The 18,901-nt window shown below is 38.8% G+C and carries 18 protein-coding genes and 2 pseudogenes; 10 read left to right on the forward strand and 10 right to left on the reverse strand.

Going from position 1 to position 18,901, the window contains the following annotated elements; all coding sequences use genetic code 11:
- The 5 genes and pseudogenes from HT703_RS06365 to HT703_RS06385 form a co-directional block, all read left to right on the forward strand.
- Positions 1 to 362, forward strand: a pseudogene (locus HT703_RS06365) (IS66 family transposase); the annotation flags it as partial.
- Between the two features lie 84 nt (positions 363 to 446).
- A complete protein-coding gene (locus HT703_RS06370; RefSeq protein WP_275689890.1) occupies positions 447 to 605 on the forward strand; it encodes a transposase in 159 nt (52 codons plus the stop codon).
- 333 nt (positions 606 to 938) lie between these two features.
- Positions 939 to 1,868, forward strand: a complete 930-nt coding sequence (locus HT703_RS06375; RefSeq protein ID WP_007284784.1) for a sugar ABC transporter permease — start codon at positions 939 to 941, stop codon at positions 1,866 to 1,868.
- Positions 1,869 to 1,881: 13 nt separating this feature from the next.
- Positions 1,882 to 2,805, forward strand: a complete 924-nt coding sequence (locus HT703_RS06380) for a carbohydrate ABC transporter permease (RefSeq protein WP_000818348.1) — start codon at positions 1,882 to 1,884, stop codon at positions 2,803 to 2,805.
- Positions 2,806 to 2,908: 103 nt separating this feature from the next.
- Complete coding sequence (locus HT703_RS06385) at positions 2,909 to 4,384, forward strand: ABC transporter substrate-binding protein (protein WP_050204762.1); 1,476 nt, start codon at positions 2,909 to 2,911, stop codon at positions 4,382 to 4,384.
- A gap of 192 nt (positions 4,385 to 4,576) precedes the next feature.
- On the opposite strand, the gene HT703_RS06390 is transcribed toward HT703_RS06385, so the two are convergent.
- From HT703_RS06390 to HT703_RS06410, 5 genes are all read right to left on the reverse strand, one after another.
- Positions 4,577 to 5,191, reverse strand: a complete 615-nt coding sequence (locus HT703_RS06390) for an ATP-binding cassette domain-containing protein (protein ID WP_000130637.1) — start codon at positions 5,189 to 5,191, stop codon at positions 4,577 to 4,579.
- A 2-nt stretch (positions 5,192 to 5,193) separates the two neighbouring features.
- A complete protein-coding gene (locus HT703_RS06395; RefSeq protein WP_000402862.1) occupies positions 5,194 to 6,021 on the reverse strand; it encodes a hypothetical protein in 828 nt (275 codons plus the stop codon).
- A 4-nt stretch (positions 6,022 to 6,025) separates the two neighbouring features.
- Positions 6,026 to 6,847, reverse strand: coding sequence for a hypothetical protein (locus HT703_RS06400; protein ID WP_000771482.1), 822 nt, complete (start codon positions 6,845 to 6,847; stop codon positions 6,026 to 6,028).
- Entirely contained in the window at positions 6,848 to 7,924 is a 1,077-nt protein-coding gene (locus HT703_RS06405; RefSeq protein WP_000760376.1) for a hypothetical protein, read from the reverse strand.
- Between the two features lie 148 nt (positions 7,925 to 8,072).
- Positions 8,073 to 8,465 carry a hypothetical protein gene (locus HT703_RS06410; protein ID WP_172929984.1) on the reverse strand — a complete coding sequence of 131 codons (393 nt, stop codon included), beginning with the start codon at positions 8,463 to 8,465 and terminating at the stop codon, positions 8,073 to 8,075.
- Between the two features lie 273 nt (positions 8,466 to 8,738).
- Between HT703_RS06410 and HT703_RS06415 the strand changes: the two genes are divergently transcribed.
- The 3 genes from HT703_RS06415 (at position 8,739) to HT703_RS06425 (ending at position 11,254) form a co-directional block, all read left to right on the forward strand.
- A complete protein-coding gene (locus tag HT703_RS06415; protein ID WP_345789550.1) occupies positions 8,739 to 8,861 on the forward strand; it encodes a DUF3502 domain-containing protein in 123 nt (40 codons plus the stop codon).
- A 424-nt stretch (positions 8,862 to 9,285) separates the two neighbouring features.
- A complete protein-coding gene (locus tag HT703_RS06420; RefSeq protein WP_001030014.1) occupies positions 9,286 to 10,272 on the forward strand; it encodes a rhodanese-related sulfurtransferase in 987 nt (328 codons plus the stop codon).
- A 121-nt stretch (positions 10,273 to 10,393) separates the two neighbouring features.
- Positions 10,394 to 11,254, forward strand: a complete 861-nt coding sequence (locus tag HT703_RS06425) for a DUF4299 family protein (protein ID WP_023937448.1) — start codon at positions 10,394 to 10,396, stop codon at positions 11,252 to 11,254.
- 157 nt (positions 11,255 to 11,411) lie between these two features.
- On the opposite strand, the gene HT703_RS06430 is transcribed toward HT703_RS06425, so the two are convergent.
- From HT703_RS06430 to HT703_RS06450, 5 genes are all read right to left on the reverse strand, one after another.
- Positions 11,412 to 12,476: a DUF6574 domain-containing protein gene (locus HT703_RS06430; RefSeq protein WP_023937449.1), complete on the reverse strand. Its 1,065-nt coding sequence runs from the start codon at positions 12,474 to 12,476 to the stop codon at positions 11,412 to 11,414.
- Between the two features lie 61 nt (positions 12,477 to 12,537).
- Positions 12,538 to 13,449: a DUF4097 domain-containing protein gene (locus HT703_RS06435; RefSeq protein ID WP_054388407.1), complete on the reverse strand. Its 912-nt coding sequence runs from the start codon at positions 13,447 to 13,449 to the stop codon at positions 12,538 to 12,540.
- A complete protein-coding gene (locus HT703_RS06440; RefSeq protein ID WP_023937451.1) occupies positions 13,442 to 14,035 on the reverse strand; it encodes a DUF1700 domain-containing protein in 594 nt (197 codons plus the stop codon). The genes HT703_RS06435 and HT703_RS06440 overlap by 8 nt, the downstream gene beginning before the upstream one ends.
- Complete coding sequence (locus HT703_RS06445; protein WP_000273864.1) at positions 14,022 to 14,348, reverse strand: PadR family transcriptional regulator; 327 nt, start codon at positions 14,346 to 14,348, stop codon at positions 14,022 to 14,024. The genes HT703_RS06440 and HT703_RS06445 overlap by 14 nt, the downstream gene beginning before the upstream one ends.
- Before the next feature lie 138 nt (positions 14,349 to 14,486).
- Positions 14,487 to 15,653 carry a CynX/NimT family MFS transporter gene (locus HT703_RS06450; RefSeq protein WP_023937452.1) on the reverse strand — a complete coding sequence of 389 codons (1,167 nt, stop codon included), beginning with the start codon at positions 15,651 to 15,653 and terminating at the stop codon, positions 14,487 to 14,489.
- 57 nt (positions 15,654 to 15,710) lie between these two features.
- On the opposite strand from HT703_RS06450, the pseudogene HT703_RS06455 reads away from it, so the two are divergent.
- Positions 15,711 to 16,870 (forward strand): annotated as a pseudogene (locus HT703_RS06455) (glycosyltransferase family 2 protein).
- Positions 16,871 to 16,908: 38 nt separating this feature from the next.
- Positions 16,909 to 18,759 carry a nucleoside-diphosphate sugar epimerase/dehydratase gene (locus HT703_RS06460; RefSeq protein WP_054393275.1) on the forward strand — a complete coding sequence of 617 codons (1,851 nt, stop codon included), beginning with the start codon at positions 16,909 to 16,911 and terminating at the stop codon, positions 18,757 to 18,759.
- Positions 18,760 to 18,901: the final 142 nt, after the last annotated feature.

An 18,901-nucleotide genomic window follows, 5' to 3' on the forward strand; every position in this document is an offset into this window, starting at 1 on the left:
AAAAGAGAAATGATAGTCTGCTTAAAGTTCGTAATTATCGCCAAGAAGAAGATTGGGCTAAGATGGGTTTACCAATCACACGTAAGGAAATCTCTAATTGGCATATCAAGACGAGTCAATACTATTTAGAGTCCCTTTATAACCTTTTACGAGAAAAGTTGTTAGAACAAGCTCTTCTTCATGCGGATGAAACCTCTTATCGGGTGCTAGAGAGTGATAGCCATCTGACCTACTATTGGACTTTTTTGTCTGGGAAAGCTGAGAAGCAAGCAAACACACTCTACCTCCATGATTAGCGTCGAAGTGGTTCAGTAGTACAAGAATTCCTAGGAGATTATTCTGGATATGTGCATTGTGATATGTTGCGGCAGTAACTTAGGACTTTAGTCCTCTAGTTCTGCCTATGCGATAGCAGTCCAAGGTTTAGGAGCAAGGCGACGCTAAGCTTGGTAAACTGTGAACCGCTAGAAGCTTATCGTCAACTGGAAGAAGCTGAACTTGTTGGATGTTGGGCGCATGTGAGAAGGAAATTTTTTGAAGCGCCCCCCAAACTAGCAGACTCTCGTAAACAAAGAGGTTTTAGAGGCTTGTTTACCATGGACTAAAGTTGTACAAGAAAAGTGCAAATAAGAAGTCTCCAGATTAGGAACTATCGCTGAGTTCTCTAGTCTGGAGATTTTTCAATATACCCTGTTATTGGACGCTTATAGCAGAGTGATGCCATCACTGGGCTAATAGAGATAAAATAAACAATTGATTTAGGACATTTGTTTGATAGTGGTGATAAAGTTTTAAATCTGCTACATAATTTGTGGAGTTTTTTCTATAATTAGGAGTTTAACCTAATCTGCAAATAGGAGTATACTAATAATGTAATCGTTATCAAAAGTCTAAAAAAGAATTTTTAGATGGATATCAAAATAAAAAGGGAGGAAATTATGAATAAGTTTTCAAAAACCTTGAGAGATAACTGGATCTTTCTCTTGATGGTTTTGCCAGGGGCACTCTGGTTGATTCTATTCTTCTACATTCCAGTATTTGGGAACGTGGTTGCCTTCAAAGACTACCACATGACCAGTAATGGTTTCATAGATAGTATCATAAATAGTAAATGGGTCGGACTCGATAATTTCAGATTCTTATTTAGTTCAAGAGACGCCTTTATTATTACACGAAATACGGTCCTCTACAATCTTGGCTTTATCTTTCTAGGTTTAGTTGTATCTGTAGGGATTGCCATTATCCTCAGTGAACTCCGTTCCAAGAGAATGGTGAAGATTTTCCAAACTTCTATGTTGTTCCCTTACTTCTTGTCTTGGGTTATCATCAGTTTCTTTACAGATGCCTTCCTAAATATTGATAAAGGGGTGTTCAATCATTTATTGGAAAGTCTTGGTCTCAAAGAAGTCAACTTCTACGCTGATTTGGGAATTTGGCCTTATCTCCTACTTTTCCTAGGTATTTGGAAAGGTTTTGGATATAGCAGTGTTATGTACTATGCGACGATTATGGGAATTGATCCAACCTACTACGAAGCAGCGACAGTGGACGGAGCCAGCAAATGGCAACGGATTCGCAATGTAACCATTCCGCAGTTGACACCATTGGTAACTGTATTGACCATCCTTGCAGTCGGAAATATCTTCCGTGCAGACTTCGGTCTTTTCTACCAAATCCCTCACAATGCTGGTCAGCTTTATAACGTAACCAACGTCTTGGACGTATATGTATATAATGGATTGACCCAGACAGCAGATATCGGGATGGCTTCAGCAGCAGGTCTCTACCAATCAGTAGTCGGATTGATTCTGGTGGTTCTATCAAACTTACTTGCAAGACGAGTTGATCCAAACTCAGCTTTGTTCTAGAAAGGAGGAGAATATGGCAGAAAAGAAAATTAAAAAAGAAAAAATTGATAATGTCGGCATTCACTCCTTCAGTAAGAAAGCAGATATCTTCTTCAGTATCATTTCGGGTTTGATTGCCCTCTCTTGTATCCTACCCTTCGTATTCGTTATCATTATTTCAGTGACGGACGAGAAAAGCCTCCTCCAATACGGCTACAGCTTCTTCCCATCCCAATTTGGATTAGACGGTTTTGAGTTCTTGGCACAGTTTAAGGATAAAATCTTACAAGCCCTCTTCATTTCTGTCTTTGTAACCGTAGTTGGGACATTTACAAATGTCTTTATCACAACAACCTATGCCTACGCTATCTCACGGACAACCTTTAAGTATCGCAGATTCTTTACCATCTTCGTTCTGCTCAGTATGTTGTTCAACGCTGGTTTGGTACCAGGTTATATCATGGTGACTCGCGTGCTTCAGCTTGGGGATACTGTTTGGGCCTTGATTGTTCCAATGCTTCTCTCACCCTTTAACATCATCTTGATGCGTTCCTTCTTCAAGAAGACCATTCCAGAAGCCATTCTCGAATCGGCTCGTATCGATGGTGCTAGTGAGGCTCGGATTTTTTTCCAAATCTGTTTGCCATTGTCACTGCCAGGTATCGCAACCATCACGCTTTTGACAGCACTTGGTTTCTGGAATGACTGGTTCAATGCCCTTCTTTACATCAAGAGTGACAACTTGTATCCATTGCAATATTTGCTTATGCAAATCCAGCAAAATATGGACTACATCGCCAAAGCGGTCGGCTTGACTGGTCAACTGGGAGTTGCTCTACCGAAAGAAACGGGACGTATGGCCATGGTTGTGGTTGCAACCCTTCCAATCGCGATTTTGTATCCATTCTTCCAACGCTACTTTGTAAAAGGTTTAACTATCGGTGGTGTGAAAGAATAGTGCTTATTGAGAAAGAACATTTCTCAGTTCCAAACTTCCCTTGCGTGAAGTTAAGATCATTACATTGTTTATAAGTTTAAAAATAAAAAAAGGAGTTTTTATCATGAAAAACTGGAAAAAATATGCTTTTGCATCTGCTAGTGTAGTCGCTTTGGTTGCAGGTCTTGCTGCTTGTGGAAACTTGACAGGTAACAGCAAAAAAGCTGCTGATTCAGGTGACAAACCTGTTATCAAAATGTACCAAATCGGTGACAAACCAGATAACTTGGATGAATTGTTAGCAAATGCCAACAAAATCATCGAAGAAAAAGTTGGTGCCAAATTGGATATCCAATACCTTGGCTGGGGTGACTATGGTAAGAAAATGTCAGTTATCACATCATCTGGTGAAAACTATGATATTGCCTTTGCAGATAACTATATTGTAAATGCTCAAAAAGGTGCTTACGCTGACTTGACAGAATTGTACAAAAAAGAAGGTAAAGACCTTTACAAGGCACTTGACCCAGCTTACATCAAGGGTAATACTGTAAATGGTAAGATTTACGCTGTTCCAGTTGCAGCCAACGTTGCATCATCTCAAAACTTTGCCTTCAACGGAACTCTCCTTGCTAAATATGGTATCGATATTTCAGGTGTTACTTCTTACGAAACTCTTGAGCCAGTCTTGAAACAAATTAAAGAAAAAGCTCCAGACGTAGTACCATTTGCTATTGGTAAAGTTTTCATCCCATCTGATAACTTTGACTACCCAGTAGCAAACGGTCTTCCATTCGTTATTGACCTTGAAGGCGATACTACTAAAGTTGTAAACCGTTATGAAGTGCCTCGTTTCAAAGAACACTTGAAGACTCTTCACAAATTCTATGAAGCTGGCTACATTCCAAAAGATGTCGCAACAAGCGATACTTCCTTTGACCTTCAACAAGATACTTGGTTCGTTCGTGAAGAAACAGTAGGACCAGCTGACTACGGTAACAGCTTGCTTTCACGTGTTGCCAACAAAGATATCCAAATCAAACCAATTACTAACTTCATCAAGAAAAACCAAACAACACAAGTTGCTAACTTTGTCATCTCAAACAACTCTAAGAACAAAGAAAAATCAATGGAAATCTTGAACCTCTTGAATACGAATCCAGAACTCTTGAACGGTCTTGTTTACGGTCCAGAAGGCAAGAACTGGGAAAAAATTGAAGGTAAAGAAAACCGTGTTCGCGTTCTTGATGGCTACAAAGGAAACACTCACATGGGTGGATGGAACACTGGTAACAACTGGATCCTTTACATCAACGAAAACGTTACAGACCAACAAATCGAAAATTCTAAGAAAGAATTGGCAGAAGCTAAAGAATCTCCAGCGCTTGGATTTATCTTCAATACTGACAATGTGAAATCTGAAATCTCAGCTATTGCTAACACAATGCAACAATTTGATACAGCTATCAACACTGGTACTGTAGACCCAGATAAAGCGATTCCAGAATTGATGGAAAAATTGAAATCTGAAGGTGCCTACGAAAAAGTATTGAACGAAATGCAAAAACAATACGATGAATTCTTGAAAAACAAAAAATAATCAGCTAAATTGATTTCGTGTATTCATTCCTAACTCCTAAAATAAGAATCACTGCTTTCCTCAGGTTGGTCTGGGGAGGGCAGTGGTTTTTTTGAATGAAAAATAAACCAACTAATATAATTCAGGTATAGTTGGTCTTTTTGTATAAAATTGCTATTTTATGAGGAGTGTTGTCTCTGTAATAAATCATTCTTATCCCAAGTATAGAACTTCATCACAGAGACATTCGATATCTTGCTCTATATGAGAAGCTAGAATAATAAGTTTCCCCTTTTCTTTTAGGTGGAGTAATTTTTCTCGAATTTTTTGAACAGATTGCTTATCAAGTCCGTTCATTGGTTCATCTAAGAGTAATATATCTGGATTTTCCATAAAAGCCTGTGCTAGAGCTAATTTTTGTTTCATTCCTAAAGAGTAGTGTTTTACTTTTTTAGAAGAACTAGGATCGAGTCCTACATCTATCATACTCTGAATGATTTCTTTCTCTCCTATTTTATTTTTGATTAGAGCTAGTTGATGTAAGTTATCAAAACCAGAATAACCTTCCAGAAATCCTGGAGTCTCAATAATAACACCTACACTTGGTAAGAAGGGAAAATCTATTCCAAGTATGTTTCCATCTAATTCGATTTTTCCTTCAGTTATACCTTCTAATCCCGCTAAACACTTGAGTAAAACTGTTTTTCCTGAACCGTTATATCCAACAATTCCGTATATATTTCCACTGGAAAATTCAAAGGAAAGGTCTTCAAAAATTACATTGTGTTTATAGTTTTTACGAATAGATTTTAAATGTAAGTCTGTCATATCTATTGTCTCCTTATTTTTTTCATAACAACTAGGATTATGGTGAGCAAAAGGTATAAAAGTAGGATACGAGTAATTATTTCTGGTAGGGATAGTAAGCCAGAATGGGCTTCGTATTTAATATAATGGAAGTCTAGCCAAGTTAAAGGAGATAAAAATTTAATCCAGAAACGTGAAGCTTCTGTAATAAATAATTCTACAATAACTAATCCACAGGCTAAGGTATTTCCTAAATTAGAATAATAACTATTGAAAACGAAAATCACTCCCCCAATCAATATGAACATAAGGAATAACAATAAGAATATTTGAAAAAAAGCGCCATAGGGAGAATAATATTGCAGTATAATTGAGCGTAGATGCGTCATGCTATCAACACCTTCCGGAAATGAAATGCGTCCTTGAGCTAGGGAGGGTAGGAGACGTCCCCAATGATTTGAAAGGTGTAGTGTAGGGAGAAAAGTGATTAAAATGCTGATGATTTGGTAAATCGAAGCGATTAAGCTCGCGATAAGCAGATAAATAAACTGGGAGAGCATCCACTTTTTCTGTCCGATTTTTAAGATTAACCAAAACTGGAAAGTATCTTTTAAAGGAAGATTGCTAAATAGTAGTATGACAGATAAAATAGAAATTGCAGTGAACCATTGACTCGTGAAGAGAACAGTTACAATGCTGACAGGATAAGTTTCTTTGAAGTGATTAGCTAAATTAGAAAAAGGTAGCATTAAAATCAAAGTATAGAGGTGAAAGAAAATTAAGATAGGCAACAATCGTTTAAAGGTGAATTGTTGTTTTAAGAGAATAGTTACTACACGTATAATCTCCATAAGATTACTCCTTATCATAAAAATGCCAATGTTTTTTAAGAGCTAGTCGAATGATCTCTATTGACAAAAGTGCCCATAGAGTTAAGAAAATATAAGGATAAAGCAACGAAAAAATATTTCGAAAGTTTTCGTCACCTACTTGAAAATATGCTAGCCCTTCTCGTAAATAATCATCTGTCGTTAAGACGATATGTGGTAGAGTAAAAAAAGGGAGAACTCTCTCTAAACCAAATGTTGTGAGGACAAACCAGGCTGTACTTGGAAGAAGATAGACCATTAACACATTAGGGTAAAAAACGGAAAGAACTCCACCTAATAGAGTAAAGAATGCAAAATAGAGTCCAATTAGACTAATGAGAAGGAAGTAGAAAAGGAATATAAATCCTTGATTTAACAACCACTGATTGCTAAAAGTAGATGAGTAGTGAGAATTAGTGAGGGGAAAATAAAAGGAGAGGAGAATTAAAAAACAGAATCCTAAGGTCAGTCCTACAAAATAAGAACGGAAAATTAACCGTTTGACGAAGGAAGAAGCGTATTGTCGCAGAGACATACGACTAAGTAAAAAAGGAAGTCTATTTTGATGGTAGTCTTGTGAAAAGTCTGTTACTACAGTGGAAGCTGCTGTTAAGATATATAATGACATTGCTAGATTTCTAGAGAAGGAGAGCATGAAATAATCAGGGACTGCAAGTGAATTTCTTCCGTCTAATTTTATTGTTAGATCTGTATAGGACATCATCAATGCAACTACTAAGGAAAAGAGTAGTCCAATCCAAATCCTCCAATCTTTTAGCGTATATTTAAAGGGGAGAAGTAGTTTCATCTAACTTACCTCTTTCCAGTTTGTGGGATCGATAACTGCTTTATCTATACGATCTTTTTCTTTGATTGTAAAGATTAGGAAGGGACGATAGAGATTTCCTCCATAGAGTTCTTTTTCTTGAGTGGGAATAGGTATATACTCAATTGTAAATGACTCAATATAAATTGGACTGTCCAAAATCAAATTTTCGTATTTTTCTTTTAAGACGTCTAATCCTTTTTGGACAGAAAGAGTCGCCATTTTATCTATTTTTTGAGTCGGTAAGATAACACCAGATAAATCAATTCCTTGAATCCCTGCTTGGGTGATGATAAAGTTTAGGTCAGGACCATGAATAAAACTAATCTCTCCGGATGAACCTAGCTGAGTTTCGCCATCAATAACTCTTTTACTAGAAAGTTTTGGAAAAACAGTAACATAGCACATATCAGTCAGATTGTTTTTGTCTATCTTTGTTCCTTTTAATTCTTTGGCATTTCTTTCGTAGGTTGGGAGATACTCAAGGAGTGTTTCTTTTGAGATAGCGTAGATGAGATAATCATAATCGTCAAATCCTAATTGGAGGGTATTTAGAAATTGCTTAACTTTGTTAACACCATCTTCTTTTGAAAATGGAAGTTCTTCTTTAAAGTCGGTTAGATTTAGATTATTTTCAATAGCGTCTAATCGTAGGTTGTGGAAAACACTTGATAGATCTGATATTTGATCAGATGTTAAATGAATCCATGATCCAGTTTTATTGACGGTAATATCTGCTCTGGTCTTTCCTTTTTGGAGTCTGGTTAAAGGATTCTTATCGGCAATAATCTCACTAATTTCACTATCATTTCCCATAAAATTTTGAATAGCTGTTACTAATGTGTTTTTGTCTCCTTTTTTTGAGTCCCAAAAAGGCAATTCTTCTTTATAGGAGGTATCTATCTGGTCTGATAGATAGATTTGCTCTGTTATCTCTTTATAACCTTCTTTTATGGGGAGGTTTTCCTTATTTATCTCCGTTATTTGTTTTTTGTTATATTGACAAGCTGTTAAAAAGATAAAGGGAAGAATAAGTAGAAATAATAGGTATTTTTTCATAGTAAAAAACTCCTTTTAAAAAAGGAGCAGAGGCATGACACTTTTAAGATGCGGCCTCCACTCTTAGAAGGGGGCTTTAGGCTAGCGAACGCTCAAATGATTAACTAGCGAATAACCCAATGTTTGCTACTTTTTGTTTTGAGACGAATTAAGGGTCAAAACGTCCTGTAATATTCGAGTCGAGCCAACCATATTTAGAGGCGTTGAGATAATAATAACGTCCAATTGTCCCATAACCGTCATTATAGTGAAGATTATAGCGACCATTTGAATCAGCTATTTTCATCTCAGTTGCAGGTTCATCCTCAGCAGCAGTCCAAGCGCGAATTCTGACCTTTTTTCCCCAACCAAGACCACCTGTGATATTAGCAACAGCAGGGGAGCCGTCTGTTTTTTCAGTTTTTCGGCTACTAACGGAATAGTCTTCGCGTGCAACATGAAGATTGAAATACACCATCTTAGCAGAAACAGTCTGACTAACTAAGGGGAGTAAGCAAGCGACTCCCAGTCCTAATGCGATGCATTTTTTCAAATTTGTCATCACAATACCTCCTTTGTATTTTAGTGAAACCGATTTCATTTATATTGTACTACTTTTTTTTATAATGTCAACCGCAAAATAAAGTATTTGTGATTGTGTGTAATTCGAATGTGATAATGTCTTTATAAAATAAGTTATTAGATTTACATATCTCATAAAATATGGTTAAATTATTATATTGAATTTAGAATAGTACAGCATCTCTTCTAAAATATTGTTATAAATTGATTTGGATTCCAAAATTAAATTGCTCGATTCTTATTTCATTTTATTATATTTGACCCAGATAAAGCGATTCCAGAATTGATGGAAAAATTGAAATCTGAAGGTGCCTACGAAAAAGTATTGAACGAAATGCAAAAACAATACGATGAATTCTTGAAAAACAAAAAATAATCAGCTAAATTGATTTCGTGTATTCATTCCTAACTCCTAAAATAAGAATCACTGCTTTCCTCAGGCTTATCTGGGGGAGGCAGTGGTTTTTTGGGCACAAGGATATAGATATTCCTGTTTTTTCTTATCCTTATTTTAATACTCAATGAAAATCAAAGAGTAAACTAGGAAGCTAGCCGCAGGCTGCTCAAAACACAGTTTTGAGGTTGTGGATAGAACTGACAGAGTCAGTATCATATACCTACGGCAAGGTGAAGCTGACGTAGTTTGAAGAGATTTTCGAAGAGTATAACCATTCAGGAAATTTCGAGAACCCTCTACAATTTCCAGTCAAATAAATTGCATTCGTTTTCTCAAGCAGGTATACTAGTATGGATAAATAAAAAATTTAGAAAATTTAAGAATAGAAAAGAGAACAAATCTTATGGCAAAAGATATTCGTGTCTTACTTTACTACCTTTATACTCCAATTGAAAATGCAGAGCAATTTGCTGCAGACCACTTGGCTTTCTGTAAATCAATCGGTCTTAAAGGCCGTATCCTAGTCGCTGACGAGGGAATTAACGGAACAGTTTCAGGTGACTATGAAACAACTCAAAAATACATGGACTACGTTCACAGCCTTCCAGGAATGGAAGACCTCTGGTTCAAGATTGACGAAGAAAATGAACAAGCCTTCAAGAAGATGTTCGTTCGCTACAAGAAAGAAATTGTCCACCTTGGTTTGGAAGACAACGACTTTGACAACGACATCAACCCACTTGAAACAACAGGTGCTTACTTGTCTCCAAAAGAGTTCAAAGAAGCCCTTCTTGATAAAGATACCGTTGTCCTTGACACACGTAACGATTACGAGTACGACCTAGGACATTTCCGTGGGGCTATCCGCCCGGACATCCGCAACTTCCGTGAGTTGCCACAATGGGTTCGTGATAACAAGGAAAAATTCATGGACAAGCGCGTCGTAGTTTACTGTACAGGTGGCGTTCGCTGTGAGAAATTCTCAGGCTGGATGGTTCGTGAAGGTTACAAAGATGTTGGTCAATTGCACGGAGGAATCGCAACTTACGGTAAAGACCCAGAAGTCCAAGGTGAGCTTTGGGATGGAAAAATGTATGTCTTTGACGAGCGTATCGCCGTTGATGTCAACCATGTCAACCCAACCATCGTAGGGAAAGACTGGTTTGATGGAACACCATGTGAACGTTATGTCAACTGTGGAAATCCCTTCTGTAACCGTCGTATCTTGACATCAGAAGAAAATGAAGACAAGTACCTTCGTGGATGCTCACACGAGTGCCGTGTTCACCCACGTAACCGCTATGTTTCAAAAAATGAATTGACACAAGCTGAAGTAATCGAGCGCCTAGCCGCTATCGGTGAAAGCTTGGATCAAGCAGCTACTGTATAAGATCAAACAGTCCTCAGGGGCTGTTTTTCTATGCTTTGTACTCAAAAATCTAAAGTTTGTTTCTGTATCTTTCAGGAAAATAAGGTATACTGTATGTAAACGATTTCAAAGGAGTCCAGTTATGGAGAAAACAATTTTTATTCCAAATAAACAGAGCATTTTAGGAGAACAGGAAATTTTGACTGCCAAGTCCATCTTGGCATTGGTAGATGGTTTGGAGTCACATAGCTATGATGCTGTCTATCTCCGTCAGCCTCTTAACCGTCTCGAGTATATCGAGTGTGCGATAGTGGGGCAATCACAATTTCTTTTTAAGGTCAGTTATGCTGATGATCAAAAGGCTTACCGTGTCGATCTTCCTGACCTACTAACGCAGACAGACTGGGAGATCATCAAGTCATTTTTAGATGCTTTGCTTGCTTACACAGGAACTGAGATTGAAGGACTAGATGGTTTTGATTTTGAAGCTTATTTCCAAGCAAGTATTCAAGCCCATCTTGCAGACACTGCAGCCCGTTTTACGATTTGCCAAGGAATTTTTAATCCTGTTTTCTTTAGTCATGAGGATTTGAAAAGCTTTTTAGGGGAAGATGGTTTGGCACAGTTTGAAGCGCGTGTGCGTGCGGTTCAAGAGACAGATGCCTACTTTGCAAGAGTTTCCTTCTATCAGGATGGAGAGGGACAAGTGCATGGCGTTTACCATCTAGCTCAAGGAGTCAAGACAGTTTTACCGAGAGAACCATTTGTTCCTGCAGCCTATATGGAGCAATTGGTGGATAAGGAAGTCCAGTGGGAGATTGACTTGGTTCAAATCACAGGAGACGGCTCTAAACCAGAAGACTATGAGGCTATCGCTCGCTTGGACTATGCAAAATTCCTAGAGTCGCTACCATCAGCATTTTACCACCAACTAGACGCCAATCAATTAGAAGTGCAACCCATCTTAGACAAAGATTTTAAAGCATTAGCACAAGAAGAGTAAAGCAGAAGCAGGTCAAGTGACTTGCTTTTTGATATATAAAAAATCCTGCCGTGAAAGACAGGATTGCTACTCAATGAAAATCAAANNAAGTCAGTAACCATACATAAGGTAAGGCGAAGCTGACGTGGTTTGAAGAGATTTTCGAAGAGTATGAAGTTTAAAGAAAGGCCAAGATACGAAGATAATCCCCAATTAGTGCCACTTCAGCTACAAAGAAGAGGAGGATAATGACTCCGTTCACAAGGACAGACAAGAATAATTGATAGAAGGAGTCGCTTTCACTTGCTTGACTAGGTCTCGTAATGATATGGAGGCTAGCAAGCAGAATGATTCCAATGCTAATCACACACAAGAGGGCTGTAAATCGTAGGCTATCAAAGAAGGCAAAGAAACTAGCAATGGCAGTTAGGAAGATTGGAATTGCCAAGAGTTGACTATATTGTTGGAGAATCTTTTCCAGTGTCCAGTTCTTGTCTTGGTAGATAAATCGTCTCACAACGAAACTACCCAAGAGGAATGAAAAGAAGAAGAGTGTTGTTGCTACTAGGATAGAGATGATAGAAAAGAGAGTTAAAGGTGCTAGTTGCTCAGGGAAGTGGCTGTTTATGGTTGCTATATGTCCATAGTAAGCATGTTTGATGTGGTAGATACTAAAGAAAAAGGAAGATGAAGAAAATAGAATGAGCAAGAGAAAGGCTGTGTAGCTGTGTGTGCTACTTGTTTCAAGCTTGCTTGTAGGAGATTTGATTGCTTCCACTAGCCAAGACCAAAAATCAAGCACTTGCTCTTTCCATTTATCCCTAGATTTTGGAGCTTGGTCGGGGATATAAGGACTTTCTAAAGATTTACTGAGAAGAAGAGGCTCTTTCGTGGTTGCTTTTTGCTGAGGAAGAGCTTCTTGGCTCTCTTCAGCTATAGTGACTTTTTCTGTTTCTTTAGAAAGGTCTGGCTCTTCTTCAGTAGAATTAGATGCCTTCTTTTCTTCTATTTCTGTTCTCGCTTCACTGTCTTCAGGAGCTTCCATTTTCTCTTCTTGCTGGCTTTCCAATTCGACTTCAGCTTGAGAGACTTCCTCCTCTAACTGAGTATTTTTTTCAATTGGTGTATCGAGATCGGCTATCCTTTCTTCAGCCTTGTCTGCAACCTCTTGAGCTTGCTCTTCAGGCTTGTTCTTGCTTGTTGTTTTTACAAAATCATTACTTTCAAACCATTCTTGTTTCATGGTAGAACCTCCTTTTAGTTAGATAAATATGTTTCCATAGTAGCAGATGTAAGCGTTTTTGTCAACGTCTGCTTGGTGTGGATATTAGATCAATATTATCATCAGATCTCGCAATGAGTTGATCCTTGACATCGGTTTTTTCAGTTTTGTAAGGGTTGCTTAATTCCGTACCTCTTGATTCAGGCTTTTCTCTTGTGAATTGGAAGATAGAACCATAGTTGCTTGAGATGTCCCAGTTAATTCGTTGGCTTTCTTTCTGGTCTAGGATGATTCTGAGATAATCTTTGGCAGTCAGTTCAACCTTGCCATGGACTTGGATATTTTCAGCGTGGAAGTGATGTTCTGTTGACTCTAGCTGACTATCTGTAAGAACTGTATCAAAGATATTAACGATATTGGGCGTTGTGAGTTTACTGTTTTTGATACGACTTCCTTCAATTCGGAGGATATAGCTGTTTGTATTGAGGGTCGCATTTTCAAGGCTAGCATTTATGATGGTGGTTTGTCCGCGATTGGCTGAGATGTTGATCCCTTTTAGAGTTCTCCCTTTTGGTAGCTGGAGAATAACTTCTTCAAAACGACTAGAGTAGCTACTTGCGATATGAAGAATCCCACCAATTCCAGAAGAGAGAAACGGAGTTTCAGACAGTTTCTTATCAGTGAGACTCAGAGTTCTATCGTTCTGATTGGTGATAAGATCATGGAGAGCAGAAAGAGATGGATGGTAAGAAATGTGGATTTGATCATCGAAAGAGTCTGTGATGGTGAGCGCGTGTTGGTGGAGAGTAATTTCTAGGTTTTCGACTTCCTTGCCAAAGGTTAGCTTTTCCGTACGGCTATCATAGACAGGTTCTTTGGACATGGAAAGTAGGCTCTTAATCCCGTCAGATTGGATACCTACAAAAAGCAGGATAAAGCCGATAACGGTAGTCACCAAACCAAAGATGAGAAATCCTTTTGTCCATTTACGCATGCTGATTACCTCTCTTTCCTTTTTTAAGAACAAATTGTACCAGACGAACAATGAGTAGACCGAAGAAGCGAGTTACATAGGAAATGCCAAGTAAAACTAGCGAAGAAGCACCGATAGCCAGTAAACCAGAACCAAAAATCAAGATAAAGGCTGATTTGGCTTGGGCGAGGACAGTGAAACTTTCAACTAAAAATAGGAATCCGCCGATGATACCCAGTATGGAAACTGCAAAGAAAGCCAGAATGACAGTCAAAGCGGCTACAAGGATTGCGAACAGGGTCACGAGGATGGCGATTCCCAGAGGAATGCCGATAGGTGCTGCAAGGAGGGCTAACAAGGCGATATGCAAAATTTGTCGGTTATTTTTTTGAGCGGGTGCCTCATTGATTTTTTTATCGAGAAGATTGGAGAGGACTTCGTGGGCCGCTTCTTTGGGAGTTCCCAAACTAGCGAAGAGTTCTTCTTCTCCTTCGATTCCAGCATCGTCAAAGAGCTCTCTGAAATAGTCCATGGCTTCGATACGGTCAGCTTCAGGTAGTTTCTTGAGATAGAGTTCTAGCTGAGTCAGGTATTCAGTTCTTGTCATGGCGGATACTCCCTTCTATGATGCCATTGATGGTGTCTGTATAGAGTGTCCATTCATCTTTTAGGGTCAAGAGCTGCTCTATACCACCGTTTGTCAAGGAGTAGTATTTGCGCATGCGACCTTGGAACTCTCTAGAATAGGTTGTCAGAAAGCTATTGCCTTCCAATTTTTTGAGAATGGGATAGAGTGTGGATTCTTTGATATTAGCGATGAGCTTAATGGTTTGGCTAATCTCATAACCATAAGAATCACCCTGCTCCAGTACGGCCAAGATGAGAAATTCAATCAAGGCAGAGGATGTTGGAAAGTACATGGGAAACCTCCTTTTCTAATGTGTAAGATTTTTATATATAATTTTTCTACACATACATTGTACATCTAAAAGAAAGCCCTGTCAAGAGAAATGTGTAAAATTTTTATATATAAAAAACTTCTAGCTAAAACTAGAAGTTTAAAGGATCTTATCCGCTCTGTCCACTGTAAAGAGGGCCACAGTCATCAGGATATAGATGAGCAAGAGGGCAGCTACAGCTGGTACCCAAGAGTGGAACAGGTCAAAACTGTAACCAAAGAGGGTTGGCCCAAAGGCTGCTAGGATATAGCCTCCTGTTTGAGATAGGCCGGACAATTGGGCTGTCTTTTCAGGGGCGCTTGTCTTGAGTGAAAAGTTGACCATGAGATAAGGGAAGAGGGCGCTGGTTGCGGTTCCGATGAGGAGATGGATGGTAAGCCAGTAAATGAAATGATTGATTGGGAAAAAGAGCATGGAAATGCCGACCACACCAGCTAGTGAAACCAGAGTGAGCATGAGCTGACGGTTGCGAGTAGATAAACTGGTTGTCAGGCTTGGGATGGTCATTGAAAAAGGAATGCTAATAAGAGATAAGATAGAAGTCAGCAAGCCAGCTTCGTGACTGGATAGACCTGCATGGATAGACATGGTAGGTAACCAGGTCATGACGGTGTAAAAGATCAAGGATTGAAAACCTGAAAAGATAATAATTGCCCAAACCTGTTTATTACGCATGACCTTTATTTGACTTTTTTGTTTGGTTTGTGGAGCCAGTCTGTGATTATAGCGGTGATTAGGCAGCCAGACCAAAAAAGTTGCTAGGCAGAGCAGGGTGAGGAGGATGATAAGTCCTTTCCAAGAACTGGCTTGTGTAATAGGCACGGCTAGATAGGAAGCCAGAGCCGTCGCAATCCCCATAGAGGTTACATATAAGGTGGTCAGAAAACCAATCTTCTTTGGTTGATTGGCTTGGATAAGACTAGGAAGCAGGACATTGATGACTGCGACACTTGCCCCAACCATCAAGGTTCCTAGATAGAGCAGGGGCAGATTGATTAGTCGAATAAGTGAGCCGATGGTCAAGAAGAAGAGGCTGTAGGTGAAGAGATGCTCCAAGCCGATTTTCTGAGCCAGTCGGGTAGAAAATGGTGAAAAGAGGGTAAACATAAGGAGAGGCAGGCTGGTCAAGACACCAAGCGAACTAACTTCTACCCCCAGCCCTTGCGAAATATCTCCCAAAATAATGGGTAAAACAGTAAAAGGAGCCCGCAAAGAAACACCAATCAGGATAATACCTGGAACAAAAAAGAGTGATTGCTTTTTCATAAAATACCTCTTCTAGCTGATTTTAATAACAGCTTATTTTAAGGCTTTTTCACTATAATGTCAAGTAAGGTTTCTGGCTTTCAAGATAAAAATGGGAAAGTCTTGAAAATTATGATAGAATGGTGGAAGGAAAAATTCAGGAGAGTAGTAGTGACTCAAAATGTTGAAAGTCTTCTCGTATCCATTGTAATCAGTGCATACAATGAAGAAAAATATCTGTCTGGTCTAATTGAAGACTTAAAAAATCAAACCTATCCTAAAGAGAATATTGAAATTCTATTTATAAATGCTATGTCCACAGATGGGACCACAGCTATCATTCAGCAATTTATAAAGGAAGATACAGAGTTTAACTCAATTAGATTGTATAACAATCCTAAGAAAAATCAAGCTAGTGGTTTTAACCTGGGAGTTAAACATTCTGTAGGGGACCTTATTTTAAAAATTGATGCTCATTCAAAAGTTACTGAGACTTTTGTAATGAACAATGTGGCTGTTATTCAACAAGGTGAATTTGTCTGTGGGGGGCCTAGACCGACGATTGTCGAAGGAAAAGGAAAATGGGCAGAGACCTTGCATCTTGTTGAGGAAAATATGTTTGGCAGTAGCATTGCCAATTATCGAAATAGTGCCGAGGATAGATATGTTTCTTCTATTTTTCATGGGATGTATAAACGAGAGGTTTTCCAGAAGGTTGGTTTAGTAAATGAGCAACTTGGCCGAACTGAAGATAATGATATTCATTATAGAATTCGAGAACATGGTTATAAAATCCGCTATAGCCCAAGTATTCTATCTTATCAGTATATTCGACCAACATTCAAGAAAATGCTGCATCAAAAGTATTCAAATGGTTTGTGGATTGGCTTGACAAGTCATGTTCAGTTTAAGTGTTTATCATTATTTCACTATGTTCCTTGTTTATTTGTTTTGAGTCTTGTGTTTAGTCTAGTATTGTTACCGATCACATTCGTATTCATAACTTTACTATTAGGCGCCTATTTTTTACTTTTATCACTACTCACTTTGCTGACTTTATTAAAACATAAAAATGGATTTCTAATTGTGATGCCCTTTCTTTTATTTTCCATTCACTTTGCTTATGGCCTTGGAACGATTGTAGGTTTAATTAGAGGATTTAAATGGAAGAAAGAGTACAAGGGAACAGTAATTTATTTGGAAAAATAAGCCAAATAAATCAAAATATGCTACAATAACAATATAGTAAAACTCTTTTAAGGAGGAGTAAATTTCTATGAATAAAAAACTCACAGATTATGTGATTGATCTGGTGGAAATTTTAAATAAACAACAAAAACAGGTTTTCTGGGGAATATTTGATATTTTCAGTATGGTGGTTTCCATCATTGTATCTTATATCTTATTCTACGGCTTGATTAATCCAGCACCTGTTGACTACATTATCTATACGAGTTTGGCCTTCTTGTTCTATCAATTGATGATTGCATTTTGGGGCTTGAACGCGAGCATTAGTCGTTACAGCAAGATTACGGATTTCATGAAAATCTTTTTTGGTGTGACTGCCAGCAGTGTCTTGTCATATAGTATCTGCTATGCCTTCTTGCCACTTTTTTCAATCCGTTTCATCATTCTCTTTATCTTGTTGAGTACCTTCTTGATTTTATTGCCACGGATTACTTGGCAGTTAATCTACTCCAGACGCAAAAAAGGCAGTGGTGATGGAGAACACCGTCGAACCTTCTTGATTGGTGCTGGTGATGGTGGGGCCCTCTTTATGGATAGTTACCAACATCCAACAAGTGAATTAGAACTGGTCGGTATCTTGGATAAGGATGCTAAGAAAAAGGGTCAAAAACTTGGTGGAATTCCTGTTTTGGGTTCATATGATGATCTGCCTGAATTAGCTAAACGCCATCAAATCGAGCGTGTTATCGTTGCGATTCCGTCGCTTGACCCGTCAGAATATGAGCGTATCTTGCAGATGTGTAATAAGCTGGATGTCAAATGTTACAAGATGCCTAATGTTGAAACTGTTGTTCAAGGACTTCACCCAGCAGGTACTGGATTCCAAAAAATTGATATCATAGACCTTTTGGGCCGTCAGGAAATTCGTCTTGACGAATCGCGTCTGGGTGCAGAACTGACAGGTAAGACCATCTTAGTCACAGGAGCTGGAGGTTCAATCGGTTCTGAAATCTGTCGTCAAGTTAGTCGCTTCAATCCTGAACGCATTGTCTTGCTCGGTCATGGGGAAAACTCAATCTACCTTGTTTATCATGAATTGATTCGTAAGTTCCAAGGGATTGATTATGTACCTGTGATTGCGGACATTCAAGACTACGACCGTCTCTTGCAAGTCTTTGAGCAGTACAAACCTGCTATTGTTTATCATGCGGCAGCCCACAAGCATGTTCCTATGATGGAGCGCAATCCAAAAGAAGCCTTCAAAAACAATATCCGCGGAACTTACAATGTTGCTAAGGCTGTTGATGAAGCCAAAGTAGCTAAGATGGTTATGATTTCGACAGATAAGGCGGTCAATCCACCCAATGTTATGGGAGCAACTAAGCGCGTGGCGGAGTTGATTGTCACTGGCTTTAACCAACGTAGCCAATCGACTTACTGTGCGGTTCGTTTTGGGAATGTTCTTGGTAGCCGAGGTAGTGTCATTCCAGTCTTTGAACGTCAGATTGCTGAAGGTGGGCCTGTAACGGTGACAGACTTCCGTATGACCCGCTACTTTATGACTATTCCAGAAGCTAGCCGTCTGGTTATCCATGCTGGTGCTTATGCCAAGGATGGGGAAGTCTTTATCCTTGATATGGGCAAACCAGTCAAGATTTATGACTTGGCCAAGAAAATGGTCCTTCTAAGTGGACACACCGAAAGCGAAATTCCAATCGTTGAAGTTGGAATCCGTCCAGGTGAAAAACTCTACGAAGAACTCTTGGTATCAACAGAACTTGTTGATAACCAAGTTATGGATAAGATTTTCGTTGGTAAGGTTAATGTCATGCCTCTAGAAGCCATCGATCAAAAGATTGAAGAGTTCCGCACTCTTAGTGGAGATGAGTTGAAGCAGGCTATTATCGCCTTTGCCAATCAAACAACCCACGTTGAATAAAAAAGAAAAACGCATATTATCAGGTCTTGAGCCTTGGTAATATGCGTTTTGTTATGTAGAGGCTTATACTCTTCGAAAATCTCTTCAAACCACGTCAACGTCGCCTTGCCGTAGATATATGTTACTGACTTCGTCAGTTCTA

Origin of the sequence: Streptococcus sp. 3874 (genome assembly GCF_013276425.1) — a bacterium.
Lineage (GTDB): Bacteria > Bacillota > Bacilli > Lactobacillales > Streptococcaceae > Streptococcus > Streptococcus pseudopneumoniae.